This window comes from Kamptonema sp. UHCC 0994, from assembly GCF_029167235.1.
Taxonomy (GTDB): domain Bacteria; phylum Cyanobacteriota; class Cyanobacteriia; order Cyanobacteriales; family Microcoleaceae; genus Kamptonema.
In genome coordinates, this window is record NZ_JARFTR010000271.1 from 20202 (window position 1) to 41258 (window position 21057).

General features: G+C 43.9%; 17 protein-coding genes. 12 read left to right on the forward strand and 5 right to left on the reverse strand.

Features of this window, described 5'->3' with window-relative positions:
• Window positions 1-180: 180 nt before the first annotated feature.
• Complete coding sequence (gene hetR, locus PY364_RS23560; protein WP_275570200.1) at window positions 181-1083, reverse strand: heterocyst differentiation master regulator HetR; 903 nt, start codon at window positions 1081-1083, stop codon at window positions 181-183.
• Between the two features lie 362 nt (window positions 1084-1445).
• Between hetR and PY364_RS23565 the strand changes: the two genes are divergently transcribed.
• Window positions 1446-1577: a hypothetical protein gene (locus tag PY364_RS23565; protein WP_275570137.1), complete on the forward strand. Its 132-nt coding sequence runs from the start codon at window positions 1446-1448 to the stop codon at window positions 1575-1577.
• Window positions 1578-1743: 166 nt separating this feature from the next.
• On the opposite strand, the gene PY364_RS23570 is transcribed toward PY364_RS23565, so the two are convergent.
• On the reverse strand, window positions 1744-1923 hold the full coding sequence (locus tag PY364_RS23570) for a hypothetical protein (RefSeq protein ID WP_275570138.1): 180 nt from the start codon (window positions 1921-1923) through the stop codon (window positions 1744-1746).
• A gap of 32 nt (window positions 1924-1955) precedes the next feature.
• A complete protein-coding gene (locus PY364_RS23575) occupies window positions 1956-3932 on the reverse strand; it encodes a TonB family protein (protein ID WP_275570139.1) in 1977 nt (658 codons plus the stop codon).
• A gap of 422 nt (window positions 3933-4354) precedes the next feature.
• Between PY364_RS23575 and PY364_RS23580 the strand changes: the two genes are divergently transcribed.
• On the forward strand, window positions 4355-5008 hold the full coding sequence (locus PY364_RS23580; RefSeq protein ID WP_275570140.1) for a MotA/TolQ/ExbB proton channel family protein: 654 nt from the start codon (window positions 4355-4357) through the stop codon (window positions 5006-5008).
• On the forward strand, window positions 4992-5393 hold the full coding sequence (locus PY364_RS23585) for a biopolymer transporter ExbD (protein WP_275570141.1): 402 nt from the start codon (window positions 4992-4994) through the stop codon (window positions 5391-5393). The genes PY364_RS23580 and PY364_RS23585 overlap by 17 nt, the downstream gene beginning before the upstream one ends.
• Window positions 5394-5812: 419 nt before the next feature.
• Here PY364_RS23585 and PY364_RS23590 read toward each other — a convergent pair whose 3' ends face one another.
• Entirely contained in the window at window positions 5813-6040 is a 228-nt protein-coding gene (locus tag PY364_RS23590; RefSeq protein ID WP_275570142.1) for a hypothetical protein, read from the reverse strand.
• Window positions 6041-6318: 278 nt separating this feature from the next.
• Window positions 6319-8226, reverse strand: a complete 1908-nt coding sequence (locus PY364_RS23595; protein ID WP_275570143.1) for an FAD-dependent oxidoreductase — start codon at window positions 8224-8226, stop codon at window positions 6319-6321.
• Between the two features lie 179 nt (window positions 8227-8405).
• Between PY364_RS23595 and PY364_RS23600 the strand changes: the two genes are divergently transcribed.
• The 9 genes from PY364_RS23600 to PY364_RS23640 all read left to right on the forward strand — a co-directional run bounded on the left by PY364_RS23600 (window position 8406) and on the right by PY364_RS23640 (window position 21029).
• Entirely contained in the window at window positions 8406-9452 is a 1047-nt protein-coding gene (locus PY364_RS23600) for a zinc-dependent dehydrogenase (RefSeq protein WP_275570144.1), read from the forward strand.
• A 417-nt stretch (window positions 9453-9869) separates the two neighbouring features.
• Window positions 9870-10397, forward strand: coding sequence for an adenylyl-sulfate kinase (cysC, locus tag PY364_RS23605; protein ID WP_275570145.1), 528 nt, complete (start codon window positions 9870-9872; stop codon window positions 10395-10397).
• Window positions 10398-10439: 42 nt separating this feature from the next.
• The gene (locus tag PY364_RS23610; protein WP_275570146.1) at window positions 10440-11993 is read left to right on the forward strand and encodes an SLBB domain-containing protein; all 1554 of its coding nucleotides are present in this window, start codon (window positions 10440-10442) and stop codon (window positions 11991-11993) included.
• A 126-nt stretch (window positions 11994-12119) separates the two neighbouring features.
• Window positions 12120-14441 carry a tyrosine-protein kinase domain-containing protein gene (locus PY364_RS23615; protein WP_275570147.1) on the forward strand — a complete coding sequence of 774 codons (2322 nt, stop codon included), beginning with the start codon at window positions 12120-12122 and terminating at the stop codon, window positions 14439-14441.
• A 276-nt stretch (window positions 14442-14717) separates the two neighbouring features.
• Entirely contained in the window at window positions 14718-15047 is a 330-nt protein-coding gene (locus PY364_RS23620) for a hypothetical protein (RefSeq protein WP_275570148.1), read from the forward strand.
• 86 nt (window positions 15048-15133) lie between these two features.
• Entirely contained in the window at window positions 15134-17170 is a 2037-nt protein-coding gene (locus tag PY364_RS23625) for a hypothetical protein (protein WP_275570149.1), read from the forward strand.
• 2 nt (window positions 17171-17172) lie between these two features.
• Window positions 17173-17841, forward strand: coding sequence for an OmpA family protein (locus PY364_RS23630; protein WP_275570150.1), 669 nt, complete (start codon window positions 17173-17175; stop codon window positions 17839-17841).
• Complete coding sequence (locus PY364_RS23635) at window positions 17838-19325, forward strand: EH signature domain-containing protein (protein WP_275570151.1); 1488 nt, start codon at window positions 17838-17840, stop codon at window positions 19323-19325. Before PY364_RS23630 ends, PY364_RS23635 begins: the two co-directional genes overlap by 4 nt.
• A 336-nt stretch (window positions 19326-19661) precedes the next feature.
• Window positions 19662-21029, forward strand: a complete 1368-nt coding sequence (locus PY364_RS23640; protein ID WP_275570152.1) for an NAD-dependent succinate-semialdehyde dehydrogenase — start codon at window positions 19662-19664, stop codon at window positions 21027-21029.
• The last annotated feature ends 28 nt before the right edge of the window (window positions 21030-21057 follow it).

Sequence of the window (21057 nt, forward strand, 5' to 3'; positions counted from 1 at the left end):
ACAAAGTTTAATAACTTTATAAACTCTACCACGCGATATAGATCGGTTTTCCGCCATTTGTTTATAGAACCTGTTTTTCCAAAAACCTGGAAAGTTGCAATTTCTCTAATTTATCTAATCACCAAAAAGGAGTCAGAATTGTTTCTGACTCCTTTTTACCCCTAACTGAGTATTAAGAAACTACTCCTGTTTCGGGCCGAAAACCATTTGTAACACCATCGTCGGCTCACCTCTTTTATGATAGCGATCCGCCCACTGGCGAATCACCTCATCCAACTCCTCAAGAGCTTGGTCAAGGCGTTCAGGGGGAATATCCAACTCCTCCAAAACTCGCATTACCTTGGGTTGTTTTTCCGCCCAATCCTGCATCAGCTTAAAGTACCGTGCAGTATCCTCTACCATAATGAAAGTGCGTTCTTCCTGCTCCGCTGGAGAATAAGAAGAGCGAGTTAGAGCATAAAAAGGCATTCCCCAAGGAGAATCAATTCTAGTGACAGTTCCCGAATAGATTAGGCGACGCTTAATGTGTTCTGCGAGAGCTTCACTCAAAGGCATTCGCCGATCGACAGATAACTCTTCCTGCGATCGCCTATGCAGAAACTCGATCAACTCCATAAACTGAAAAGAATTGATCAATTGAGCATCAGGCAAATTCTGAGGAAGTTTACCTTCGAGATATCGTTTTTCCTCGGCAGTCAAATTGTTGCCCGGAATCCGGGCCCGCCCTGGTTGCCAAGGATATTGTTCTAACCAAACATAAGGAAACTGAATTAAATAGCGAGGCTCTTGAGAACCAAGCATTTTCAACAACTTGCCCTTAGTCAGGGCTTCCCGGACTTCTTCAACTATCACCTTCACCCGTTTGGGTTCAATGTGATGCAAGTGTCCAGTCATTCGCAGGTTTTGATCCTGTTCGATATAAGTTGTATAAATGGCACACTTAGCCGCAGTAGCAGCGGCATCAAGAAAAGCCCCGTGCCTATGCCCACTTGTCCTCATGGCACTGAATGCCAAATAAAGCATGATCTGATCCATTGCGCTAGGGCTGAGGCTCTTGATCAGATCCAAAGAATCATTACTCATCACAATCCCCGAAATAGCCAAACTTGGAGGCATGGTATCATCCTCCGTTAATTGTTGCGAATACGCCATTAGGCGATGCCGATTTTTGCTTGCGCCTTTTGGCAACCCTATTACTCACGCCAGTTACTTTCCCTGAGACTATTGGGGCGTTGGCGTGGAGGCGATCGCACCCAGAAGTGCGAGTTATTGGCGAATTCAAGTAGATTGTTGCACCCTATGCACTCAGGGTTTACCCACATATTATGTTAAGTATCACAAATTTATTATAGTCCAACTATAGAAGAATCATCCCTATTGGAGAATAACATAGATAAAAAATTTTTATCTGCCTGGGAGCAATCGAGTCAGGTATGAAAAAAGCTATGCCAGTCAGGTCTTACAAATCAGCGACAATACCATTAACCTGCGGCTTAAGCGATCGGCTAGTACCGATGATGGAACGAGTGCATCGGGTGAAGGAGGCAAAGTTGGCGATCGCACCTCAAAAACAGTAGTCCCAAACATCGCTTCTTCCTCAGAGAGCTACTCGCAAGCTTCGCGATCGCACTTCTGGCTTCTGCGCGATCGCACTTCCAATATCTCCAAACTCATCACGGTTAATTTAACTATCAATTTTATTGAGAGTATAATTTTTGCGTTTTCCTTGCATATATTAATATTTTAATTCAGAATTTTAGCTCTGCTAAAATTTGAGAATGAAACAGCCCTGCCTTCAAAGGGATTCTCCGCCTTAAATTCTTCACCTTCAGGTAGGGCTAATTGAGCATTAGAAATCTCTGCAATCAAAGTTTTGCCTGAAGTTTTAGTATTTGCTCGTAACACTTGCCCTGCTGTTCTCATCCTTCATAATTCATCCTTCCACTGATAGCGTCTTAGCCACCTTCACCATTCGTAGGTTCGGGTGCAGGTTCTTCATAAGCTGGTTCGGATGCAGGCTCTTCATAAGCTGGTTCGGATGCAGGTTCTTCATAAGCTGGTTCGGATGCAGGCTCTTCATAAGCTGGTTCGGGTGCAGGTTCTTCATAAGCTGGTTCGGGTGCAGGTTCTTCATAAGCTGGTTCGGGTGCAGGTTCTTCATAAGCTGGTTCGGGTGCAGGTTCTTCATAAGCTGGTTCGGGTGCAGGCTCTTCATAAGCTGGTTCGGATGCAGGTTCTTCATAAGCTGGTTCGGGTGCAGGTTCTTCATAAGCTGGTTCGGATGCAGGTTCTTCATAAGCTGGTTCGGGTGCAGGTTCCGGTGCGGGTTCCGGTGGTGGCGCTTGCTCAACAGGTTCCGGTGGTGTCGCCGTATCAGGTGTAAAACTCCTGGGTTCGGGAGGAACATCAACTATTTCAGAAGAAGGAGACTGCCTCTGACTGTTAGCTTCTGCTTCTGCTGCTTGACGGCTGGCTTCTTGCTGCTGCTGCACGCGATCGCGATTTTCAGCTTCACGAGCGGAGCCTTCCATACCGTGATTAGCCCTAACTCTTTGCCACCGTTCCTCACCGCCCGTTGAAGGAGCATACCGTGCCTCCCGCGCAGCTTCAATAGCAGCTCGGTCTGCTTCTTCGTCACCGCTGGAGCCTAACACTTCCACATCAACGGCTCTACCTCTGGAATCTACTTTTACTCTCAAACGAGTATCGCCTACGGCTTCACCGAGCGAGTTCTTGCGTTCGTACTGATATTCGCAGGAACCCTGACAAGCCCCCCTACCTCGTCCTGAATTTGTACCTAAACCGTCTCTGTTTCCTTCTTGGTTATTGCTTCTGGTGGCAGTATTGGTTGAGGTTTCACCAGTCGAAGCACTTTCGCTACTAGCACCCGTGCCTGTACCTGTTGTGTTTGCCGTGCCTGTACTTGTAGCTGTGCCCGTGCCCGTACCTGTGGCTGTGCCCGTACCCGTACCTGTGGCTGTGCCCGTACCCGTACCTGTGGCTGTGCCCGTACCTGTAGCTGTGCCTGTACCTGTGGCTGTGCCCGTACCTGTGGCTGTGCCTGTTCCAGTAATCGCACCAATACCCTTGTCCGATTGGTTATTTAGATCGCCCTTTGTTTCTGTGGCTGTGCCTTTAGAGCTAGTTGAGGCTTTAGATAAGTCTCCCACCTTTTCCGTATCCTGCGATGCAGTTGATGCGGAAGGAGCGATCGCTGCGGGTGTTGCAACTACAGTTGGTGCTGGTGCTGATTCTGGCGATGCTACTACAGTTGGTGCTGGTGCTGGTGCTGATTCTGGCGATGCTACTACAGTTGGTGCTGGTGCTGGTGCTGATTCTGGCGATGCTACTACAGTTGGCTCTGATTCTGGCGATGCTACTACAGTTGGCTCTGATTCTGGCGATGCTACTACAGTTGGCTCTGGTGCTGGTTCTGGGGATGCTACTACAGTTGGTTCTGGTTCTGGGGATGCTACTACAGTTGGCTCTGGTTCTGGGGATGCTACTACAGTTGGTTCTGGTGCTGGTTCTGGGGACGCTACTACAGTTGGCTCTGGCTCTGGTTCTGGGGACGCTACTACAGTTGGTTTTGGTGGTAAAGCTTTCGCTAGGGGTTCTGGTACAGTCGGCTCAGCATTTTTAGAGGCAATAGGACTCTCTGGAACAGAACCTTCAACTGGCTTGAACTCTTGCGGAGGAATATCTTTGGCAATTTTGGACTCAGGCTCTAATTGGACGTTGGTATCCTCAACTACAGCAATCTCAATTGGCTCTTCTGCTAGTTCCTGCGATCGCGCCAAAAAACTTCTAGCGCCGACAGCTAGCAATACAACGTGCAGCAATGCTGAACCTGCGAGGCTATAGATCAGAAACTTCTTAAGAGCGTCCAGCTCTTGTTGTCGGCGTTCTATACAAATACTTGACAAGCTCATATTCTCCAAACCCTCGCAAACGGGACATTGCCTTGAATGGCTACCAACTTAAAGATTTCAGCCCCAAATGACTTTTATCTTTAATAAGCCCAACTTAAGCACAAATTTGTTGCTTTAGATATTCTCATAAAGATTATAATTATTGCAAGTCAATTGCAAAAAAAATACTGCCATTTCTCCAAATCGTTACATTAGTTTACATGATTTTACAGTATTGATTTTTTAAAAAGAGGATTTTATTGACTTGTAAGCTCTCAAAGCTTGTTAGACAAGGGATTCTCAGGCTATAGCCCATAGTTAGCGATGTAAATATTTTAGCGATCGCCAAAATATTAAATTTTATTAAATCTGAAATAATTGCGAATAACTATCATATACTCTTAGGAGTATTGACAAAATTCTCAAAATTTTAAACGACTGTAATGGCAATAGATACATTATTTACAGCCGGCGGCGCAGTCATCTGGCCGTTGTTAGGATTTTCGGTAGTGGGAACAGGACTGATCGCAGAGCGCGTGAGATTTTGGTTTCGAGTGATGAAACGTCAGGGTCGTGTCATTCAAGAAGCACTCAGGTTCTACCAATTGGAAAATTTAGTGGGCACGATTGAACTGCTCAAACAAAATGCCGACCTACCGCTACCCAGGATTTTTCTGGCCGCATTGGAACTTGAAGACCCCAATCCAGAAGAATTTCGCTTAGCGCTAGAAAGTGAAGCTCAAGCTGAGATCCCGATTTTGAAGCGATTCAATAACACTTTCGATACCATCATCAGCCTTGCACCTTTATTCGGGCTTCTCGGCACTGTCTTGGGGTTGATTACCTCCTTTGCCTCTCTGAAAGTAGGAGATGTAGGAGGTAGTAAAACAGCGGGTGTCACCTCTGGGATTAGTGAAGCTTTGGTTTCTACTGCATCGGGATTAGTAGTGGCTATTTTCATAATGATGTTCGCCAATACATTCAGAGGATTTTACCTCCGTCAAATTGCGCTGATTCAAGAATACTGCGGTCAGCTAGAACTGATTTACCGCCACCGCTACGAACGAAAAGAGAGGTCTTATGCGTCTACAAGATGAACCGGATCTACCAGCACAAATAAATATTGTGCCGATGATCGATGTGATTTTTGCGATTTTGACGTTTTTCATCATGTCAACTTTGTACTTAACTCGTTCTGAAGGGTTGCCAGTGAACTTGCCAAAGGCGGGGACAGCACAAAGTGGACAGCCGGCAAAAGTAACGGTGACAATTGATTTGCAAGGGAAGTTGTGGCTGAACCGCCAGCCAGTTCAGTTGGAGAATCTTGCAGGTGCAGTCGGCCAGCAAATCAAGCCTGGTGAAGATTTGTTAGTGGTGTTAAATGCCGATAAAGGTGTTTATCACGGTAGAGTGATTGAGGTGATGGATCGAGTGCGTCAGGTAAAAGGGGCAAAGTTAGCGATCGCAACCCAAAAACAGTAGTCCCATCAATTTAGAAATATCAATAAGGATTCAATATATAGCAACCGCCTTGGCGGTTAGGGCAACTTCAAGTCTTACCTGGTTCATAATCCGTTACTTCGTCAAGCTTTTCCCTTTTCTCTCTTCCCTAGCCCTGAGCATCGGAGCATCGTAGCCCCTAGTCCCTAGCCCCTAGTCCCTACCTATACAAAACCGCCAGACGCTTATATTTCTAGGCGGTTGGCGGTTCGGATTTTTTATGGTAGAATTACTCAGGCACAAAAGAAACTCCTAAATTTGGTAACAGCAAGTAGAATCGCCGTTGAGCCTGAGATGGTAAAAGCTCAGAACATCAGATAGAGCTAGGGTGATGACCCAACCCAGACCAACCGCAAAACAGTGGAAATCTTGAGTTATCGAGCAAGGCAGTCGTAGTCCCATTAAAACTCATCAGCAGGATTGCTGTAAACGTTAGGAGCGACAAAATCTCTGCGCCCGCTGCCTCTTTCAGGAGCACGCTCGCCCTTTTGTTGGGTTTGCGCTGAAAGCATCTGTAGGGCAGCGCTGGATTGGAAGTCTTGTATTGACTTGTATTCAATCGCTTGAGCATTAGCGGCGAAGCCGATACCGAACAAGCTGAAGAAAATAATTGCTGTGTAGTTTTTCATGGGTAGTGTCCGTCTCTGTGTCCAATACCTGATACGGACAATCCCCTAACCAATCCGGGCACTATTTATCTAATTCTAGGGGCTAGGGGCTAGGGGCTAGGGAAAGAAGGGGCTAGGGGCTAGGGGCTAGGGGCTAGGGAAAGAAGGGAAAGAAGGGGAAGAAGGGGAAGAAGGGAAGAAGGGAATAGAATCAGTGGAGTTCAGTAATGAGCGAGTGTCCTAAACGCCTTGGCGGTTCCTATAATCGATTTAATGATGTCTTCCTAGTCGATCTAATTCTATTGTGTGGCTTCGATCAGCAGCCAACCGCCGGCAAAATTGAGCCTTCCCCAGACGGTGAGAGGTTTTTCACTTTCGCAATTCTGTAAGAAACTGTCAATTTCAGGGTGTAAGGTGACAAGCTTCCAAGTTTGATTAGCTAAAGCTGAGGGATGTGCGATCGCGAGTTGATAATCCTGTTCGCTACGACGATAAAAAATTCCTGAGAATTGGTAATTGGTAATTGATGATTGGGAATTGGTAATTGGTAATTGGTAATTGGTAATTCCTTCTTCCTTCTTCCTTCTTCCTTCTTCCTTCGTACAAGGGCAATTACCGCTAGCTGTATACTCTGTGGGGCGATCGAGGTAGTAGCGTTGCCAATAGAGCCAATCTGGGTGATTAGGTGTCAAATTAAAGAGGGGAATGATCGCGGCGGGAGCGATCGGATCTTGTAATAGTGCCTCTTGTAGCATTCTCACAGGCAATTCTCTGGGCTGAATACCTCTTTCTATACATAGTGCGGCAGCCATCCCTGCGGCTTGTCCGATGACCATAACTGCGGGTTGCAGGCGGGTTGCACCGTTGGCGATGTGAGAGACAGATATATTTTTTTCGCACGTAAGCAAGCCGTCTGTTTCAGCGGGAATTAGGCAAGTATAAGGTATGGTAAAGGGTGTTCCCGTCCAACGGCCACCCCAACGGAGAGATTTAGGTTGTAGGGGGATGCTACCGCTGGTGTAGTGGTGATCGTTGGCGTAATTGGCGATCGCGATCGCTAGGCATTCTCCGTTAGCATTGACTGGTAAGGAAGCGGCATTTCCAGAAGCGATCGGCAAAATATCCTGTTCCTTAATTGTATCTAATCCTTGCAAACGCCGACTTTCTCGATAGTAAGGATGCAGTGCAAAGGCAGAATTGGTAATTGGTAATTGGTAATTGGTAATTGGTAATTGGTAATTGGTAATTGGTAATTGGTGATTAGCAAAATTTTCCCCATCTTGCGATTTTACCATTTTGAAAGTGGGAAAAATATCCTCTGCTAAACCGTAGCGGCTACCTAATTTATTTTGAATAAAACGGGCAAAACTTTGGGTATGCCACAGACTTTCTTGGAGGAATTCTCGCCTAGATGATTCCGATTCTATTAAACGGTTAACTCCTTCGCCGTAGTCATTCCCTCGCAGCGGCCAATTAATCATAAACCGATTACCTGGTAGTCGGCCATAATTGAGAAACTTCTCTGGGCCATAGTTATCCCAAGCACCTACAAATTGACTCGGATTATCTATCGGTGGTGGGGTAATTTCTGGCGCAATAGCATCTGCACCAAAATCTTGCATAATTACAACCCAAGTGGGTGCTTGTACCGGATAGGTTTCTGTTAGAATATTAGGAGCAATTGGGGCGCTGGTTTCTCCCCATTCAGCTTGAAATTCCCAACCCCATCGATAGGGAATTTCCGCTATTGCTAGTAAGTCTCCCAACTCTGTTGCATCGAGAGTGATTTGAGCGTGGATGGTAAAATCTTCAAAGCGAACGCCGACAATTTTATTGTCTTTTTTTAACACTTCTTGGGGCGTTTGTCCAGCAATCCAATATAAGTTTGGCAACTGCTTCACCCAATCAGCAAAAATTTTAGCGCCGATGCGAGGATCGTAAGTAAAAAAGCTGACCCAGGCACTATCTAAGCCTCCAGGTTGTTGTTGTTGAAGTTCTTTGAGAAATGCACCCCATAAACCAGTTTGAAAAGCTACTAATTCGTTGCCATCTGGGGCCGATACGCCTGCTGTTGTGAGCATTCCTCCTAACCAGGAAAATTCACTTATTAAGATGGTTTTAGCTCCTCTGCGGGCGGCTTGTATTGCTGCCGCAGTGCCACCTGTGCCACCCCCAACTACTAAGATATCGGCTTTTAGTTCATTCATTAAAAATTGGTAATTGGTAATTGGTAATTGGTAATTGGTAATGGCTAATGGCTAATGGCTAATGGCTAATGGCTAATTACCCATTTTCCCCATCTTCCCCATCTCTTCCTCTTTCCCTAGTCCCTAGTCCCTTCTTTAGTGTTAAATTCTAAATATCGCTGGACAATATAAGGAAAAATATGAAAGCACAAGTGTTCCGAGGTGTCAATCAGCTAAGCTACGAAGAAATTCCCGTACCTGAACTTGAAAACGATGAAGTCCTCGTACAAGTACAAGTTGTGGGACTATGCCAATCGGACATAAAAAAAATTCGCTATCCTCTCTACGAACCGCCGCGCATTTTTGGACACGAAACTGCTGGTATAATTGCTAAGGTAGGCGATCGCGTCACCGGTTGGCAAGTAGGCCAGCGAGTAGTCGTCATGCACCACATACCCTGTATGCACTGCGACTACTGCCTTAATGAGAACTTTTCCATGTGCGAAACCTACAAAAATATCACCACAACTGCTGGTTTTTCACCCAGCGGCGGCGGTTTTGCCGAATATGTGAAAGTACCAGGCCATATTGTTCGCAATGGTGGTTTAATTCCTATACCAGAAAGTGTTACTTTTGAACAAGCTAGTTTTGTAGAACCTACTAACTGCTGTCTGAAAGCAGTTAAAAAAGCTCAAGTTTCCCCCGGACAAACGGTGTTAGTGGTGGGAGCTGGGCCGATTGGGTTAATGTTTGTTATGCTAGTGAAGTATTTCGGAGGAAGAGCGATCGCGACTGACTTATTGCCCTCTCGCATTGAAAAGGCTTTGAGTGTAGGTGCAGAAGCAGCTTTTGACGCGCGAGATCCCGATTTACAAGCTAAGATCGGGGTGCTTACTGGTGGGATGGGTGTTGATACCAGTATTTTAGCAGTACCGAGCGAAAAAGCCTTTTTTCAAGCTCTTGACTGTACCCGCAAAGGCGGGAAAATTCTATTTTTTGCCGAGTTTCCTGACGAGGTAGAAATTCCGATTAATCCGAATGTACTCTATCGCAGAGAAATTGATTTGATGGGCAGTTATAGTTCATCTTTTCGGGTACAATCTCTGTCTGCTGATATAGTATTTAATAAGCGGATTGATGTTGATGCTTTAATTAGCGATCGCTACCCTCTGCAAGACTTGAGCAAAGCAGTAGAACTTGCAGTTAAACCCACAGCAGATACTTACAAAATTCTGCTTTATCCTTAAATTGGTTAGTTGTTAGTTGTTGGTTGTTAGTTGTTAGTTGTTAGTAGAATTAGGACTTGCACGCGCCTCACGTAACGCCGCCATCTTGGCGGTGACTTGACCGCCAGGATGGCGGCGTTACGTATACTTTTGTGTAAGTCCTGTAGAATGTAGGATGGGTAAAGTGCACTGCAAACCAACTCTTTCAGGACTTACGCACTGTACTATAAACCCATGCTTGAGATTGCTTCCCTGCGGTCGCAATGACATAATTACGCTGTCTCTAGGCAAGTCCTATCTTTATTAACAGTTAACAGTTAATAGTTAACAAAATTTTGTTATCGATTGCACTAAGTTATCCACCTATCCTACAATTAATTAAGTGGATAAACCACCAACAACTAACCACCAACAACTAACAACTAACCACTAACAATAATGACAAAAAAAGGTTTGATTTTATGGTTTACTGGACTAAGCGGTTCAGGGAAAACAACAATTAGTAAAGCTCTAGAAACGGAACTGAAAGCCAGAGGTTGTAAAGTAGAAATATTGGATGGCGATGTTGTCAGAACGCATCTGTCAAAAGGATTAGGTTTTAGCAGAGAAGACCGCGATACTAATATTCGCCGCATTGGATTCGTAGCTCATCTTTTGTCACGGAATGAAGTTGTGGCAATTACCGCAGCCATCAGTCCCTACAGAGTGGTACGCGACGAGATTCGAGTAATGGAACCTAACTTTGTTGAAGTATATGTAAAAGCTTCTCTGGAAATCTGCGAAGCGCGAGATGTAAAAGGGTTGTACGCTAAGGCGAGAGCAGGCGAAATTAAGGGATTTACTGGCATTGACGACCCTTACGAAGAACCCCTCAACCCTGAGATAATTTGCTCTACAGCAGAGGAAAGTGTAGAGGAAAGTGTTCTTAAAATTCTCACCAAACTAGAGGAGTTAGGTTACATTTGAGTTTGATGGGCAAAATGAGGCTAAAAGCTAAAGGCGATCGCAATGATAACCAATCAGACAATAAATATCGTCAAAAGTTTAATAGCATCAACTCTGATGGCAGCGATACCTACGGCTGGCTACACCTACGCATCTTCTCCTAGTGTAGCCCAGTTGCCACCTCCCCCTCCTCCTTTGCCCGTGCCCGCACCATTTCCCGTTCCCGTACAGCCTGCCATCCAAACCTCTGAAGCATACACTTTAGGAGCAGGCGATCGCATTCAAATTGACATCTTCAACGTCCCCGAATACAGCGGCCCCAACGGTCAGCACCAAATCCTCGCCGACGGTACTCTCAGTCTCCCCTTAATCGGCAACCTCGGCGTTCAAGGCATGACCTTAGAACAAGCTGCTGACGAGATTAAACAGCGATATGGCAAATACCTCAGACGGCCGGTAATTACCCTGAAATTGCTCGCACCGCGACCTCTACAAATCGCCATTGCCGGCGAAGTTCACCGTCCCGGTTCTTATACAGTATCCCCCTCATCTGGCCCCGGTGGCTTCGCAGAGCAAGTAGGAACTCAACTTCCAACAGTCACGCGGGCCCTGAAAATGGCCGGCGGTATTACCCCCTCCGCCGACGTTCGCCAAATCAAAATCCGTCGGCCTCAACGCGGCGGGCCAGAACAAATTATTAATGTCAACCTGTGGGAATTATTGCAGAGTGGTGACTTACGTAGTGATATTACCTTACGAGATGGAGACGCTATTTATATCCCCACTGTCACTGATATTAACCGCGAAGAAAACCGCACTTTAGCAAATGCAAATTTTTCCTCAGAAAGTAATGAAGCTATTAATATTGCAGTAGTCGGTGAAGTGGCCCGTCCCGGTACTTACACTCTAGGTAGAGATATTCAAACCAATCAAATCACAGCCATCGAGGCTAATGGAAATCAAACACTGCTCAGCTCAAACGAACCTCCACCAGACACTAGCGGGCCAAGCACTGTTACTAAAGCAATTAAACTAGCTGGAGGCATTACGCAACAAGCCGACATTCGCCAGATTCAAGTTCGCCGCATCACCCGCGCCGGCACGGAACAAACGATTAGTGTTAATCTTTGGGAACTATTACAGGCGGGAGATATAACCCAAGACGTAATGCTGCAACAGGGAGATACTATTATCGTCCCGAAAGCAGATAATACAAACTCGATTGAAAATGCAGAAGTCGGAAATTCCAGCTTCTCTCCAGATACAATTAATATTAGCATAGTTGGGGAAGCGATCAGACCAGGAGCTATTGCTGTCCCGCCGAGCACTTCTTTAAATCAAGCCTTATTAGCAGCCGGAGGATTTAATAAAGCACGAGCCGATATGAGTTCAGTAGAATTGATTAGATTGAATCCGAACGGTACTGTTTCCCGGCGGACTATCTCTATTAATTTTGAGGCGGCGGTGAATGAAGAAACTAATCCTTTGCTTCGCAGTAATGATGTAATTATGGTAAAACGATCCGGTCGTGCGGCTTTCTCAGATAGAGTAGGTGGAACTATCGCTCCTTTAAGTCCATTCTTGGGAATACTAAGAGTTTTTGATTTATTCCGATGAGTACAAAATAAAAGTTAATTTACTAATCCTAGTCAAATTTCTCAACTCGAAACCGCGAACTATTGCCAGACCGATTAACAATCTGACTAACAATCTAAAATCCCCTTAAAAAGTTGTAGGTGAAAAATGAAGCCAGAACCAAATTCACAATTAACAGTAATTAATTCTCAGAAAACACAAGCATCACAGCCAAAATTAAATTCTGTTCTTTATCCAGACGAGTTTTACAGACAGCAAGATAAAACTGAAATAGAACAGACAAGTATCTGGGATGTTTTTCGACGCAGAGCTATTCTAATTGTGGGAGTCACAGCCGCACTAACTACGGCAGTTTTTAGCTGGACTTTAACTCAAACAAATGAATATGAAGGTAAGTTTCAACTATTAGTAGAACCTGTAATTACTGAAAACACCTTAGCAAAAATTTACTCAGGAGAGCTGAAATTACAACCAGCCGCACCCGTCAATCAAGAAAAATCTGGCTTTGATTATAACTCTCAGATTCAGGTTTTGCAGAGTCCCCAAGTCATGTCTCCCATTATTAAACAACTGCAAGCCAAGTATCCCGATATTGACTATAAAAGTCTGTTCGGAAAAACCACTGATAACGTCCAATTTGGAGAAGACAAACTCTCGATTAAACGCCTTAATAATACCAAAATTTTAGAAGTGCGTTATCGCGATGAAGACCCGAAAAAGATCCAATTTGTGTTGGATAAAGTTGTTGAAGGCTATCGCCGTTACAGCCTGCAAGATGGCAAAACAGATATCCGCAAAAGCTCTGATTTTATTCAATCCCAAATTCCACTCTTGAGGAAACGAATCGACGGCGCACAAGCAGAATTACAAAAACTACGGCAACAATATAATTTTATCGATCCTCAAATCCAAACTCAACAACTTGCTCAGCAAATGAGTCAACTTCAAACTCAGAGGTTGGACACTCAAACGCAGAAAAATCAACAGGAATTACTCTACAAAAACCTGGAAGCACAGCTAGGATTAGATCAAAAACAAGCATTGATGGCATCTGCACTTACCCAAGCGCCGCGCTATCAAGCTTTACTGACTCAATTGCAACAATTAGAAGCAAATATTGCGATTAATTTAGCTACTTATACTCAAGAAAGTCCGCAAATGCAATCGATGTTAGAGCAGCGCAAAAATTTGCTACCTTTATTACGACAAGAAGCTGAGCGAGTTTTGGGTACTGACTTAGGTAAAGTTAATCCACAAGTTTTGGCTTTTCAGGATTCTGTGCGGATGAAATTAATCGAGGAATTGGTGAATACTGCTAATCAAATTCAAGTATTAGGAGTACGCAACCAAGTTCTCGAACAAGCGGAAAAACAGTTAAGTCAATACGCACAAGTTTTTCCTGTGGTTTTGCGCCGCTATGCTGATTTGCAACGGGATTTAGAAACCAGTAATAATACGCTGAATGGTTTATTAGCCAAACAACAAGCTTTACAACTGGAAGCTGTGGGTGTCAAAGATGTGGCTTGGGATGTGATTGCTAAGCCAGAAATTCCTCGTTATCAAAATGGGGAGTTGATACCAGTTTCTCCAAATATGCCTTTGAATTTGGCTATAGGTGGAGTTGCAGGATTGCTTTTGGGGATGCTTTTAGCGCAGTTGGCGGAACGGTTTCAGCATAAGGTTTTCCACACGCCAGAAGAGGCTAAATATACTTTACAATTGCCTTTGTTGGGGGTAATTCCTGTTAGCGATAAAGTTTTGCGGCTTCCTTCTGCTGAGAATGCGGCGATTGATTTGGAAAATCCCCCTACTCCTACAAATGCCTTTCAGGAAGCTTTTAGATCGCTGAATGCTAATATTCGGTTGTTGAATGTTGATAGTCCGATTCGGTCTTGTGCAATCACCTCTTGTCAAGTTGCAGATGGTAAATCTACTGTAGCGGTAAATCTGGCAATGGCGGCGGCGGCGATGGGTCAGCGAGTGTTGTTGGTGGATGCCGATTTGCGACGGCCGCAGGTGCATGAGATGTTATCCTTGCCAAATTGGAAGGGTTTGAGTAGCGTAATTAGTCAGGATTTGGATGTGGAAGAGGCGATCGTGCGATCGCCTATAGAGGATAATTTATTTGTGCTTCCATCTGGCCCATTTTTTCCCGATCCAACTAAGTTGCTTTCCTCTCGAAAAATGCAACATTTAATGGAGAATTTGTCAAGTAAATTTGATTTGATTATTTACGATACTCCGCCGCTTTTGGGTTTAGCAGATGCGAATTTGTTGGGTGCTCATACTAATGGGTTAATGTTGGTAGTGGGATTGAATCAAACTGAGCGAGAGGCGTTGCTTTTGGCCTTAGAAGATTTGAAAATGGCTGGGATTCCGCTGTTGGGAATGGTGGCGAATGGGGATAAGGGAAGCAGGTATTATTATCAATCTTATGGTCAGAATTATTTTGAGCAAACATCGGCTTGAGTTGGGCGGTTGAAATCGCAGCTACACAAACAAAGTCCGCCTACGCGGACTAAAGAATAAAAATGGTATTTACAAAGTCTTAATCAATAGTTTAAGATTTTACAGAGATAGATACTTTGTGTCAAAAATGTTGAAAAAAAAAATCAACAAAGCGAACGCAGCAATAATAGATGGACAGCCTGATGTCCAAACTCCCATCGAATACTCTTGATTACAACCCTAAAAATATCAACCGAGTCGCTCTCACAAGTCCTCAATCATATCAAGGTCTTAACAATGAAAAATTTTACTCCAAAGTTTGATCAGTTAGTCCGAGAAATTGTTGCAATTAATCAAGCTTGGAAAGTGTCAGATGAATTGTCTCTTAATTTGGGCAATTCGCTAAAAGACTTAAAAAATCGTTTACAGGTGCGCCTCCTACGCAGCTATGCGCCACAGGAAGTATGTCTGGAATTAGACACAACAACTGAAAGCGAAGAACTACTCTACAGTCTACGACTTTTGCACCCCATAGATAACCGTTGCTACGCGGAACATTTGCCCGTGCGCGTGGCTGAAGAATTATTGTCAATTGAAGAATTACAACAGTGGACAAGCACAGAATAGTTGGGCTTTTAAACTGCTTATTTTGGCAATAGGGAATGATTGTATTAGTCAAGAGAATTTTAAATCAACGCTAGGAGAATAAGACAATGGGTATTTATAAACTATTTTTTGGGCAAGGTTGGGAACAAAGTATCTTTTTTTATCTTGCTGCTGTGGGGTTGCTCGTGTTTGCTATTGGGCTAGAGTGGAGTGATGTCCTGAAATATAAACGCAAACTCAAAAATAGCAATACATTTCTTCAACAGCCAATACCCCGCAGTCATTGGCGCTTTGTTCCTGGCATCCTGACTGCCATTGGCGTTTTGGGGACTTTCTACGGTATCACAGCAGGACTGGCTGACATCTCTCTAAATAATATTGGGGGGGATAGTCAAAACTTGCTGAAATCTAGTGTCACCTTACTTGAAGGCATGAAAACAGCTTTTGCCACTTCGCTAGTAGGACTAGGTTCTTCTAGTATTTTCACATTATTTTTAGCTTATTGTGATGGGGAAAGGCGAAAAGCCAAAGACAGTTTGCGAAATGAATTAGCCAACAGGAACCCCGATGACAATCAAGGAGCATCTCAATCACTAGCTGACGCTGCAAAAAAAATGGGAGATGCTGCCGAACAGATGGGAACAAAATTTGCTGAATTGATAAAAATTCAGCGACAACTGAGTCCGCAAGCTATCGGTCAAGAAGTTGGAAATGTAATGAAACCTGTGTTTCAAGAAATTCGAGTTGAATTAAAAGCACTGCGAGAGATTAAAGCGGATCAAGGTCAAGAGATACTCAGAAACTTAATTGAAGAACAGCGCGAACAGTTAATTAAACCGATAATTGGAGAACTAAGGAATAGTGCAACACTAACAAAAGGAGCCTCGGAAGCTGTCATGGATCTGAAAAATGAGCTAGGCGGTATTTCCCGCAGTTTATCAGAATCTATCGTTACCATTCAGCAATTCCAAGTAGATACTATCGGTCAACTTCAGCAATTTGCACTTAATTTAGAATCAATTTTAGGTGAGTTCCGAACGGATACTAAAGATGTCCTTCAACAAGTAGCAACAGAAGTTAAAGAGGCAGTTAATCAAAGTATTGTAGCAATGAAAAATCAGCAAAATGCCTTTGATGCAAGTGCCAAACAAGCGGCTACTACTTTTATCGGTATTCGCGAACAACTAGAAAAATCTCTGGAAACTCAGGCACAAATACAACGGGATTCAATTCAAGAATTTCAAAACAGCAGCCGTGAAATTTTTGCCGAACAAAGTACAAATCTCAAACAAGTAGGTGAGGAAGCTTCCCAGGCGATGATATTACAGCGTAATGCTTTTACCGCTAGTGCCAAACAAACGGCTGCTACTTTCAGAGGTGTTCGTGAAGAACTAGAAAAATCTCTGGAAACTCAGGCACAAATACAACGGGATTCAATTCAAGAATTTCAAAACAGCAGCCGCGAAATCTTTGAGCAACAAGCTAACAATTTAAAGTTAGTTGGCAACGCAGCTTCTCAGCAGATGAATGAAGCCAGGGAAAACCTAACTGCTACCCTCACAAATATTGATAATGTGCTGCAAAATACTCGCCTGACTGTGCAGGAAGAGTTACAGACGTTCCGCCTAAACTATCAAGCGGCTTTGCAAGAATTTTTTATGCAGCAAAATCAATTACTAGAGGGAACATTAGGCGAACAGCGCCAAGGTTTAGCTGATGTAGTTACAAACTTTCAGAAAGTTTTTGAGGAAGAATATAATCGACGCAAAGATATCTCACAAGAAATGCAGGAAAGCCTGATAAAAATCAAGGAAACTACCGCACAGGTGAACAAGTTCGCTCACGAAATTGGCTTGATTTCAGGTGAGCGGTTTGCACAACTGCAAGAGTTAGCTCGTACTATAGGTAAAGAAGCCTCCCATGTCGAAAAAGCTTACGAAAATTTGAGTAGAGAGTTCAATGGAGGTTTACAAAGCTGGAATCAAGAAATGATGGGTTATTTCCAGCGCAAATCTGAATCAGACATGAAGTTTTTTACCCAAGCTGACGAAGCAACTGCAAGAGTTTGCAACCAATTAGTACAGGCAGCGAACTATTTAGTGGCAGCAGAAAGCACTCGCAGAAATAGCAACGAACAGGATTAATTATGTTTGATTTCAATAGTTTTCAACAGGAACCAGAAATAGAGGAAGAAGACTCTAACGTTTTGCTCTCGATTGGCGATTTGATGTCAGGGTTGCTGATGATTTTTGCCCTTTTATTCGTTACCGTTCTCGTACAGCTAAAAGATCGGGAACAACCGCGCCGAGTTCTGATTGGCACTGTAGTTGGAGCTATGAAAGCCAATAATATTAAGGTAGAGGTTAACCCCGAAACTGGCGATGTGACCATTCAAGACAAGATTCTTTTCGATCAAGATAGTGATGAATTAAAACCCGAAGGTAAAATATTTCTCAACCAATTTATTCCTGAGTACAGTCGTGTTATTTTCTCAGATCCTTCGTTTGATAAAGAAATTACAAGAGTGGTGATTGAAGGACACACTAGCTCAACAGGAGATTACGACAGCAACTTAGAACTTAGTTTATTAAGGTCGCTTTCTGTTTCTAAATTTATCTTCTCGAATGAGCTTAATTTTCCAACTAAATCAGACTTGAGGCAGAAAATTATCGCCGCAGGTAGGGGGGAAATGGATGCGAATCAACAGAAAGATGACGCTAAAGATCGCAAGGTAACTTTCCGGTTTCAGTTTCGCGGTGAAGATTCTTTGCAATTTTTTCAAGAAAACCAATCTTTACAAAAAAATAAACCATGAAATTTCACTTTCGCAGACTATCTATACCACCTGTATCTGAGCAACAGCCAATCAAATTAGCTGAACTTGCAAGTAAATTAAACGATCCGAGTGCTTATCCTGAATTAGATAATCTAGGAGAAATTTCTGCAACTCCACCCCGTCCTCTTGATGAGATATTTACCGACATCCAAAACGGTCAAGCTGACAGAGTAAGTTTGTTAGATTGGGCTTTTTGCCTTTATAATAAAATTGATTGGGATCGGGAAAATCCAACACAAAGTAGACAAACTTCTGAGGCAATTTGGGAAGAATCAACGCGCAATTATTGGCTAAAAAATGTCTTATTTTGGCGATTGGCACTCTATCTTAGCAATTCTAACTCTGACAACTTCGCCCCCTCCTTAGCAGATTGTTTTCCTGATTTTGCACTTTGCTTTGCTGACCAAGGTTTTCTGCCAGTAAAAATCCTGCTCAAACTCAGCAAGAATGAATCTGCTCGCGAACTTGCTCAACTCAGTTGGCAGCATTTACTCACTCCCGAAGAATTATTAAATACCGCTCAATTACCCTCAATGATTCCTACTGCGAATGCGGCTTTAGACTATATTGCCAATTTTTTTATCGCCGAAAAGTATTCTACTATTAATCAATTGGATTTACTGATAAAGCTCTTAAACCAAATGTCGGTCGAACAGCAAATAAGAGCGGTGGAAACTCTACTGAGTAAAGTTCCTACTGAAATTAGTAAGACGCTTTCAAAGTTAGTTGAATGGCTACGCCTAAACTACGGCCCTCGCACCGCTAATTCTCTATGGCATCAACTTTCTCCCGCAGCTAAATTAGCGTTGACGAAATGGATTCATGCTGCTAGTTACCGCGATTTTGAGAGATTGGTAGATGTACTTTTAGCACACTTGAATCCTGACAATAAACAGCACAATCAACTGAGTCGGCGCAGAGATTTTTGGTCAAACTATAGCGAACGTTTTGAGCGAATTCGTATTTTATTGCCTCAAGAATCTGCTAATACACTGGGTTCCCATTTACAGCGAGATGTGGACATTCTGGATGATGACGGCAGCGAGGCCACAGAAATCTGTATCTTTGATTTTGGTGATTACTTTGTAGTCGAATTTTTTCGGGGAAAGGGCAGCGAAATTCGCCTTTTTAAGCACCATCAACAACCTGATATTGAGCAAAAGCTTTTTGACTCTCCCACCTTGTCTATCAAGAAACTTCGCAGCTTTGGCGGCGAAGTTCACGATCACGTTTATCTTTGGCTGACTGCTTGCGAAAAATGGTTGAGAGACTTCGGCATTTGCCCTAACTCTGGAACTAAAATATTCAAAGGTCTGGGCGCTAGATATGATGAAAATACTGGACTTCCTACACCTTCAATAGAACAACGTCAAGATCGGGAAAAGCATTTAATGCGCTGGCGCTGGGAAATAGAAAAACTAGAACGGGAAGCAAAATCTTACTGTAAGAATATTATCAATTAGCTGCGATCGCGCTTAAGTCTTCAATTTTCCGATTCAAACTGAAAAAAGTAGTGTAGGGTTAGCTAGGGCGCGTTTTCAACCCCACTTGAGGACGATTAACAGGCTTGGGGACTCTCTTATGCGATCCCACTTCCGATCGGAAAAAAATCAAAAAAGCTCGTGGCGACCCCCCAGAAAAAAGATATAATAAAAGTTTGAGAGCTTTAAGCTCGATCGCATTGAGGAATACACGGCACCAGCCGCAAATGACAATCTTAGATTTACTCAAGTACCACCCCCGCCTAAATCAAAGCTTAGAGGGGGTTTTTGCATCTTTTTTGCAAAGGAGATGAAGGAATGGCTATTGCAACAATCAACCCCACAACGGGGGAAACACTCAAAACTTATGCACCAGACTCGGATGCAGAAATTGAAGCTAAGCTGGAATTAGCACAGCAGGCATTTACTAAATACCGCCGCCTGCCATTTGAACAAAAAGCGAAGTGGATGCAGGCAACTGCGGATATTTTAGAACGCGATCGCGAAAAATTTGCCAAAATTATGACCCTGGAAATGGGTAAAACTTTGAAATCAGCGATCGCAGAAGTCGAAAAATCGGCTTTAGGTTGTCGTTATTACGCTGAAAATGCGCCCCAATTCCTCGCCGACGCACCAGCAAAAACCGACGCTAGCCAAAGTTTTGTCCGCTACCAACCCCTCGGCCCCATTTTGGCCGTCATGCCTTGGAACTTCCCATTTTGGCAGGTTTTCCGCTTTGCCGCACCCGCACTTATGGCCGGCAATGTTGGCTTACTCAAACACGCCTCCAACGTGCCACAGTGCGCCTTAACGATCGAAGAAATCTTTACAGAGGCGGGTTTTCCCCCCGGAGTGTTTCAAACCTTACTCGTCGGTGCCGATAAAGTAGCAAAAATTGTTACCGACGATCGCGTTAAGGCAGCAACCCTGACAGGAAGCGAACCAGCGGGTGCAAGTTTAGCGGCGGCGGCGGGAAAAAGTTTGAAGAAAACAGTGCTGGAATTGGGGGGAAGTGACCCGTATATTGTAATGCGGAGTGCCGATATCGCCGCCGCCGCGTCAACTGCTGTCACCGCCAGGACGATCAATAACGGTCAGTCTTGTATTGCCGCAAAACGCTTTATTTTGGCAGATGCGATCGCTGACGAATTTCTCAAACATTTTGTCGCCAAAATGGAGGCTTTAAAAGTTGGCGATCCCATGCTTTCAGACACAGATATTGGCCCTTTAGCAACCCCAAATATTCTCCAAGAATTAGACACTCAAGTGCAAGCTTGCATTCAGTCGGGAGCAAAACTCTTGACTGGTGGTCGCGCTTTATCTGAGCAACCAGGAAATTTCTATCAGCCTACCATTTTAGCAGAAATTCCTGTCGATTCTCCCGCCCGCCTTGAGGAATTTTTCGGCCCAGTAGCCTTAGTATTCCAGGTATCTGGAATTGACGAAGCTATTGAGTTGGCAAATAGCACATCTTTCGGGTTAGGAGCATCAGCCTGGACTGCGGAAAAAGCAGAGAGCGATCGCTTTATTTCTGAACTAGAAGCCGGATCTGTATTTATTAACGGTTTAGTCAAATCTGACCTTAGATTGCCCTTTGGTGGCATTAAACGTTCCGGTTACGGTCGCGAATTGAGCGTCCAAGGAATTCACGAATTTGTTAACATTAAAACAGTGTGGGTGAAATAAATTGAAATAATCGGGAGGATAGGTGAAA

Bases quoted from the DNA above. Each gene is read 5' to 3' on its own strand.
- PY364_RS23595 (WP_275570143.1), bottom strand. From the start codon at position 8,226: ATGAATGAACTAAAAGCCGATATCTTAGTAGTTGGGGGTGGCACAGGT.
- PY364_RS23590 (WP_275570142.1), bottom strand. From the start codon at position 6,040: ATGAAAAACTACACAGCAATTATTTTCTTCAGCTTGTTCGGTATCGGC.
- cysC (WP_275570145.1), top strand. From the start codon at position 9,870: ATGACAAAAAAAGGTTTGATTTTATGGTTTACTGGACTAAGCGGTTCA.
- PY364_RS23635 (WP_275570151.1), top strand. From the start codon at position 17,838: ATGAAATTTCACTTTCGCAGACTATCTATACCACCTGTATCTGAGCAA.
- PY364_RS23630 (WP_275570150.1), top strand. From the start codon at position 17,173: ATGTTTGATTTCAATAGTTTTCAACAGGAACCAGAAATAGAGGAAGAA.
- PY364_RS23625 (WP_275570149.1), top strand. From the start codon at position 15,134: ATGGGTATTTATAAACTATTTTTTGGGCAAGGTTGGGAACAAAGTATC.
- PY364_RS23600 (WP_275570144.1), top strand. From the start codon at position 8,406: ATGAAAGCACAAGTGTTCCGAGGTGTCAATCAGCTAAGCTACGAAGAA.
- PY364_RS23585 (WP_275570141.1), top strand. From the start codon at position 4,992: ATGCGTCTACAAGATGAACCGGATCTACCAGCACAAATAAATATTGTG.
- hetR (WP_275570200.1), bottom strand. From the start codon at position 1,083: ATGAGTAATGATTCTTTGGATCTGATCAAGAGCCTCAGCCCTAGCGCA.
- PY364_RS23610 (WP_275570146.1), top strand. From the start codon at position 10,440: ATGATAACCAATCAGACAATAAATATCGTCAAAAGTTTAATAGCATCA.
- PY364_RS23615 (WP_275570147.1), top strand. From the start codon at position 12,120: ATGAAGCCAGAACCAAATTCACAATTAACAGTAATTAATTCTCAGAAA.
- PY364_RS23580 (WP_275570140.1), top strand. From the start codon at position 4,355: ATGGCAATAGATACATTATTTACAGCCGGCGGCGCAGTCATCTGGCCG.
- PY364_RS23565 (WP_275570137.1), top strand. From the start codon at position 1,446: ATGCCAGTCAGGTCTTACAAATCAGCGACAATACCATTAACCTGCGGC.
- PY364_RS23570 (WP_275570138.1), bottom strand. From the start codon at position 1,923: ATGAGAACAGCAGGGCAAGTGTTACGAGCAAATACTAAAACTTCAGGC.
- PY364_RS23640 (WP_275570152.1), top strand. From the start codon at position 19,662: ATGGCTATTGCAACAATCAACCCCACAACGGGGGAAACACTCAAAACT.
- PY364_RS23620 (WP_275570148.1), top strand. From the start codon at position 14,718: ATGAAAAATTTTACTCCAAAGTTTGATCAGTTAGTCCGAGAAATTGTT.
- PY364_RS23575 (WP_275570139.1), bottom strand. From the start codon at position 3,932: ATGAGCTTGTCAAGTATTTGTATAGAACGCCGACAACAAGAGCTGGAC.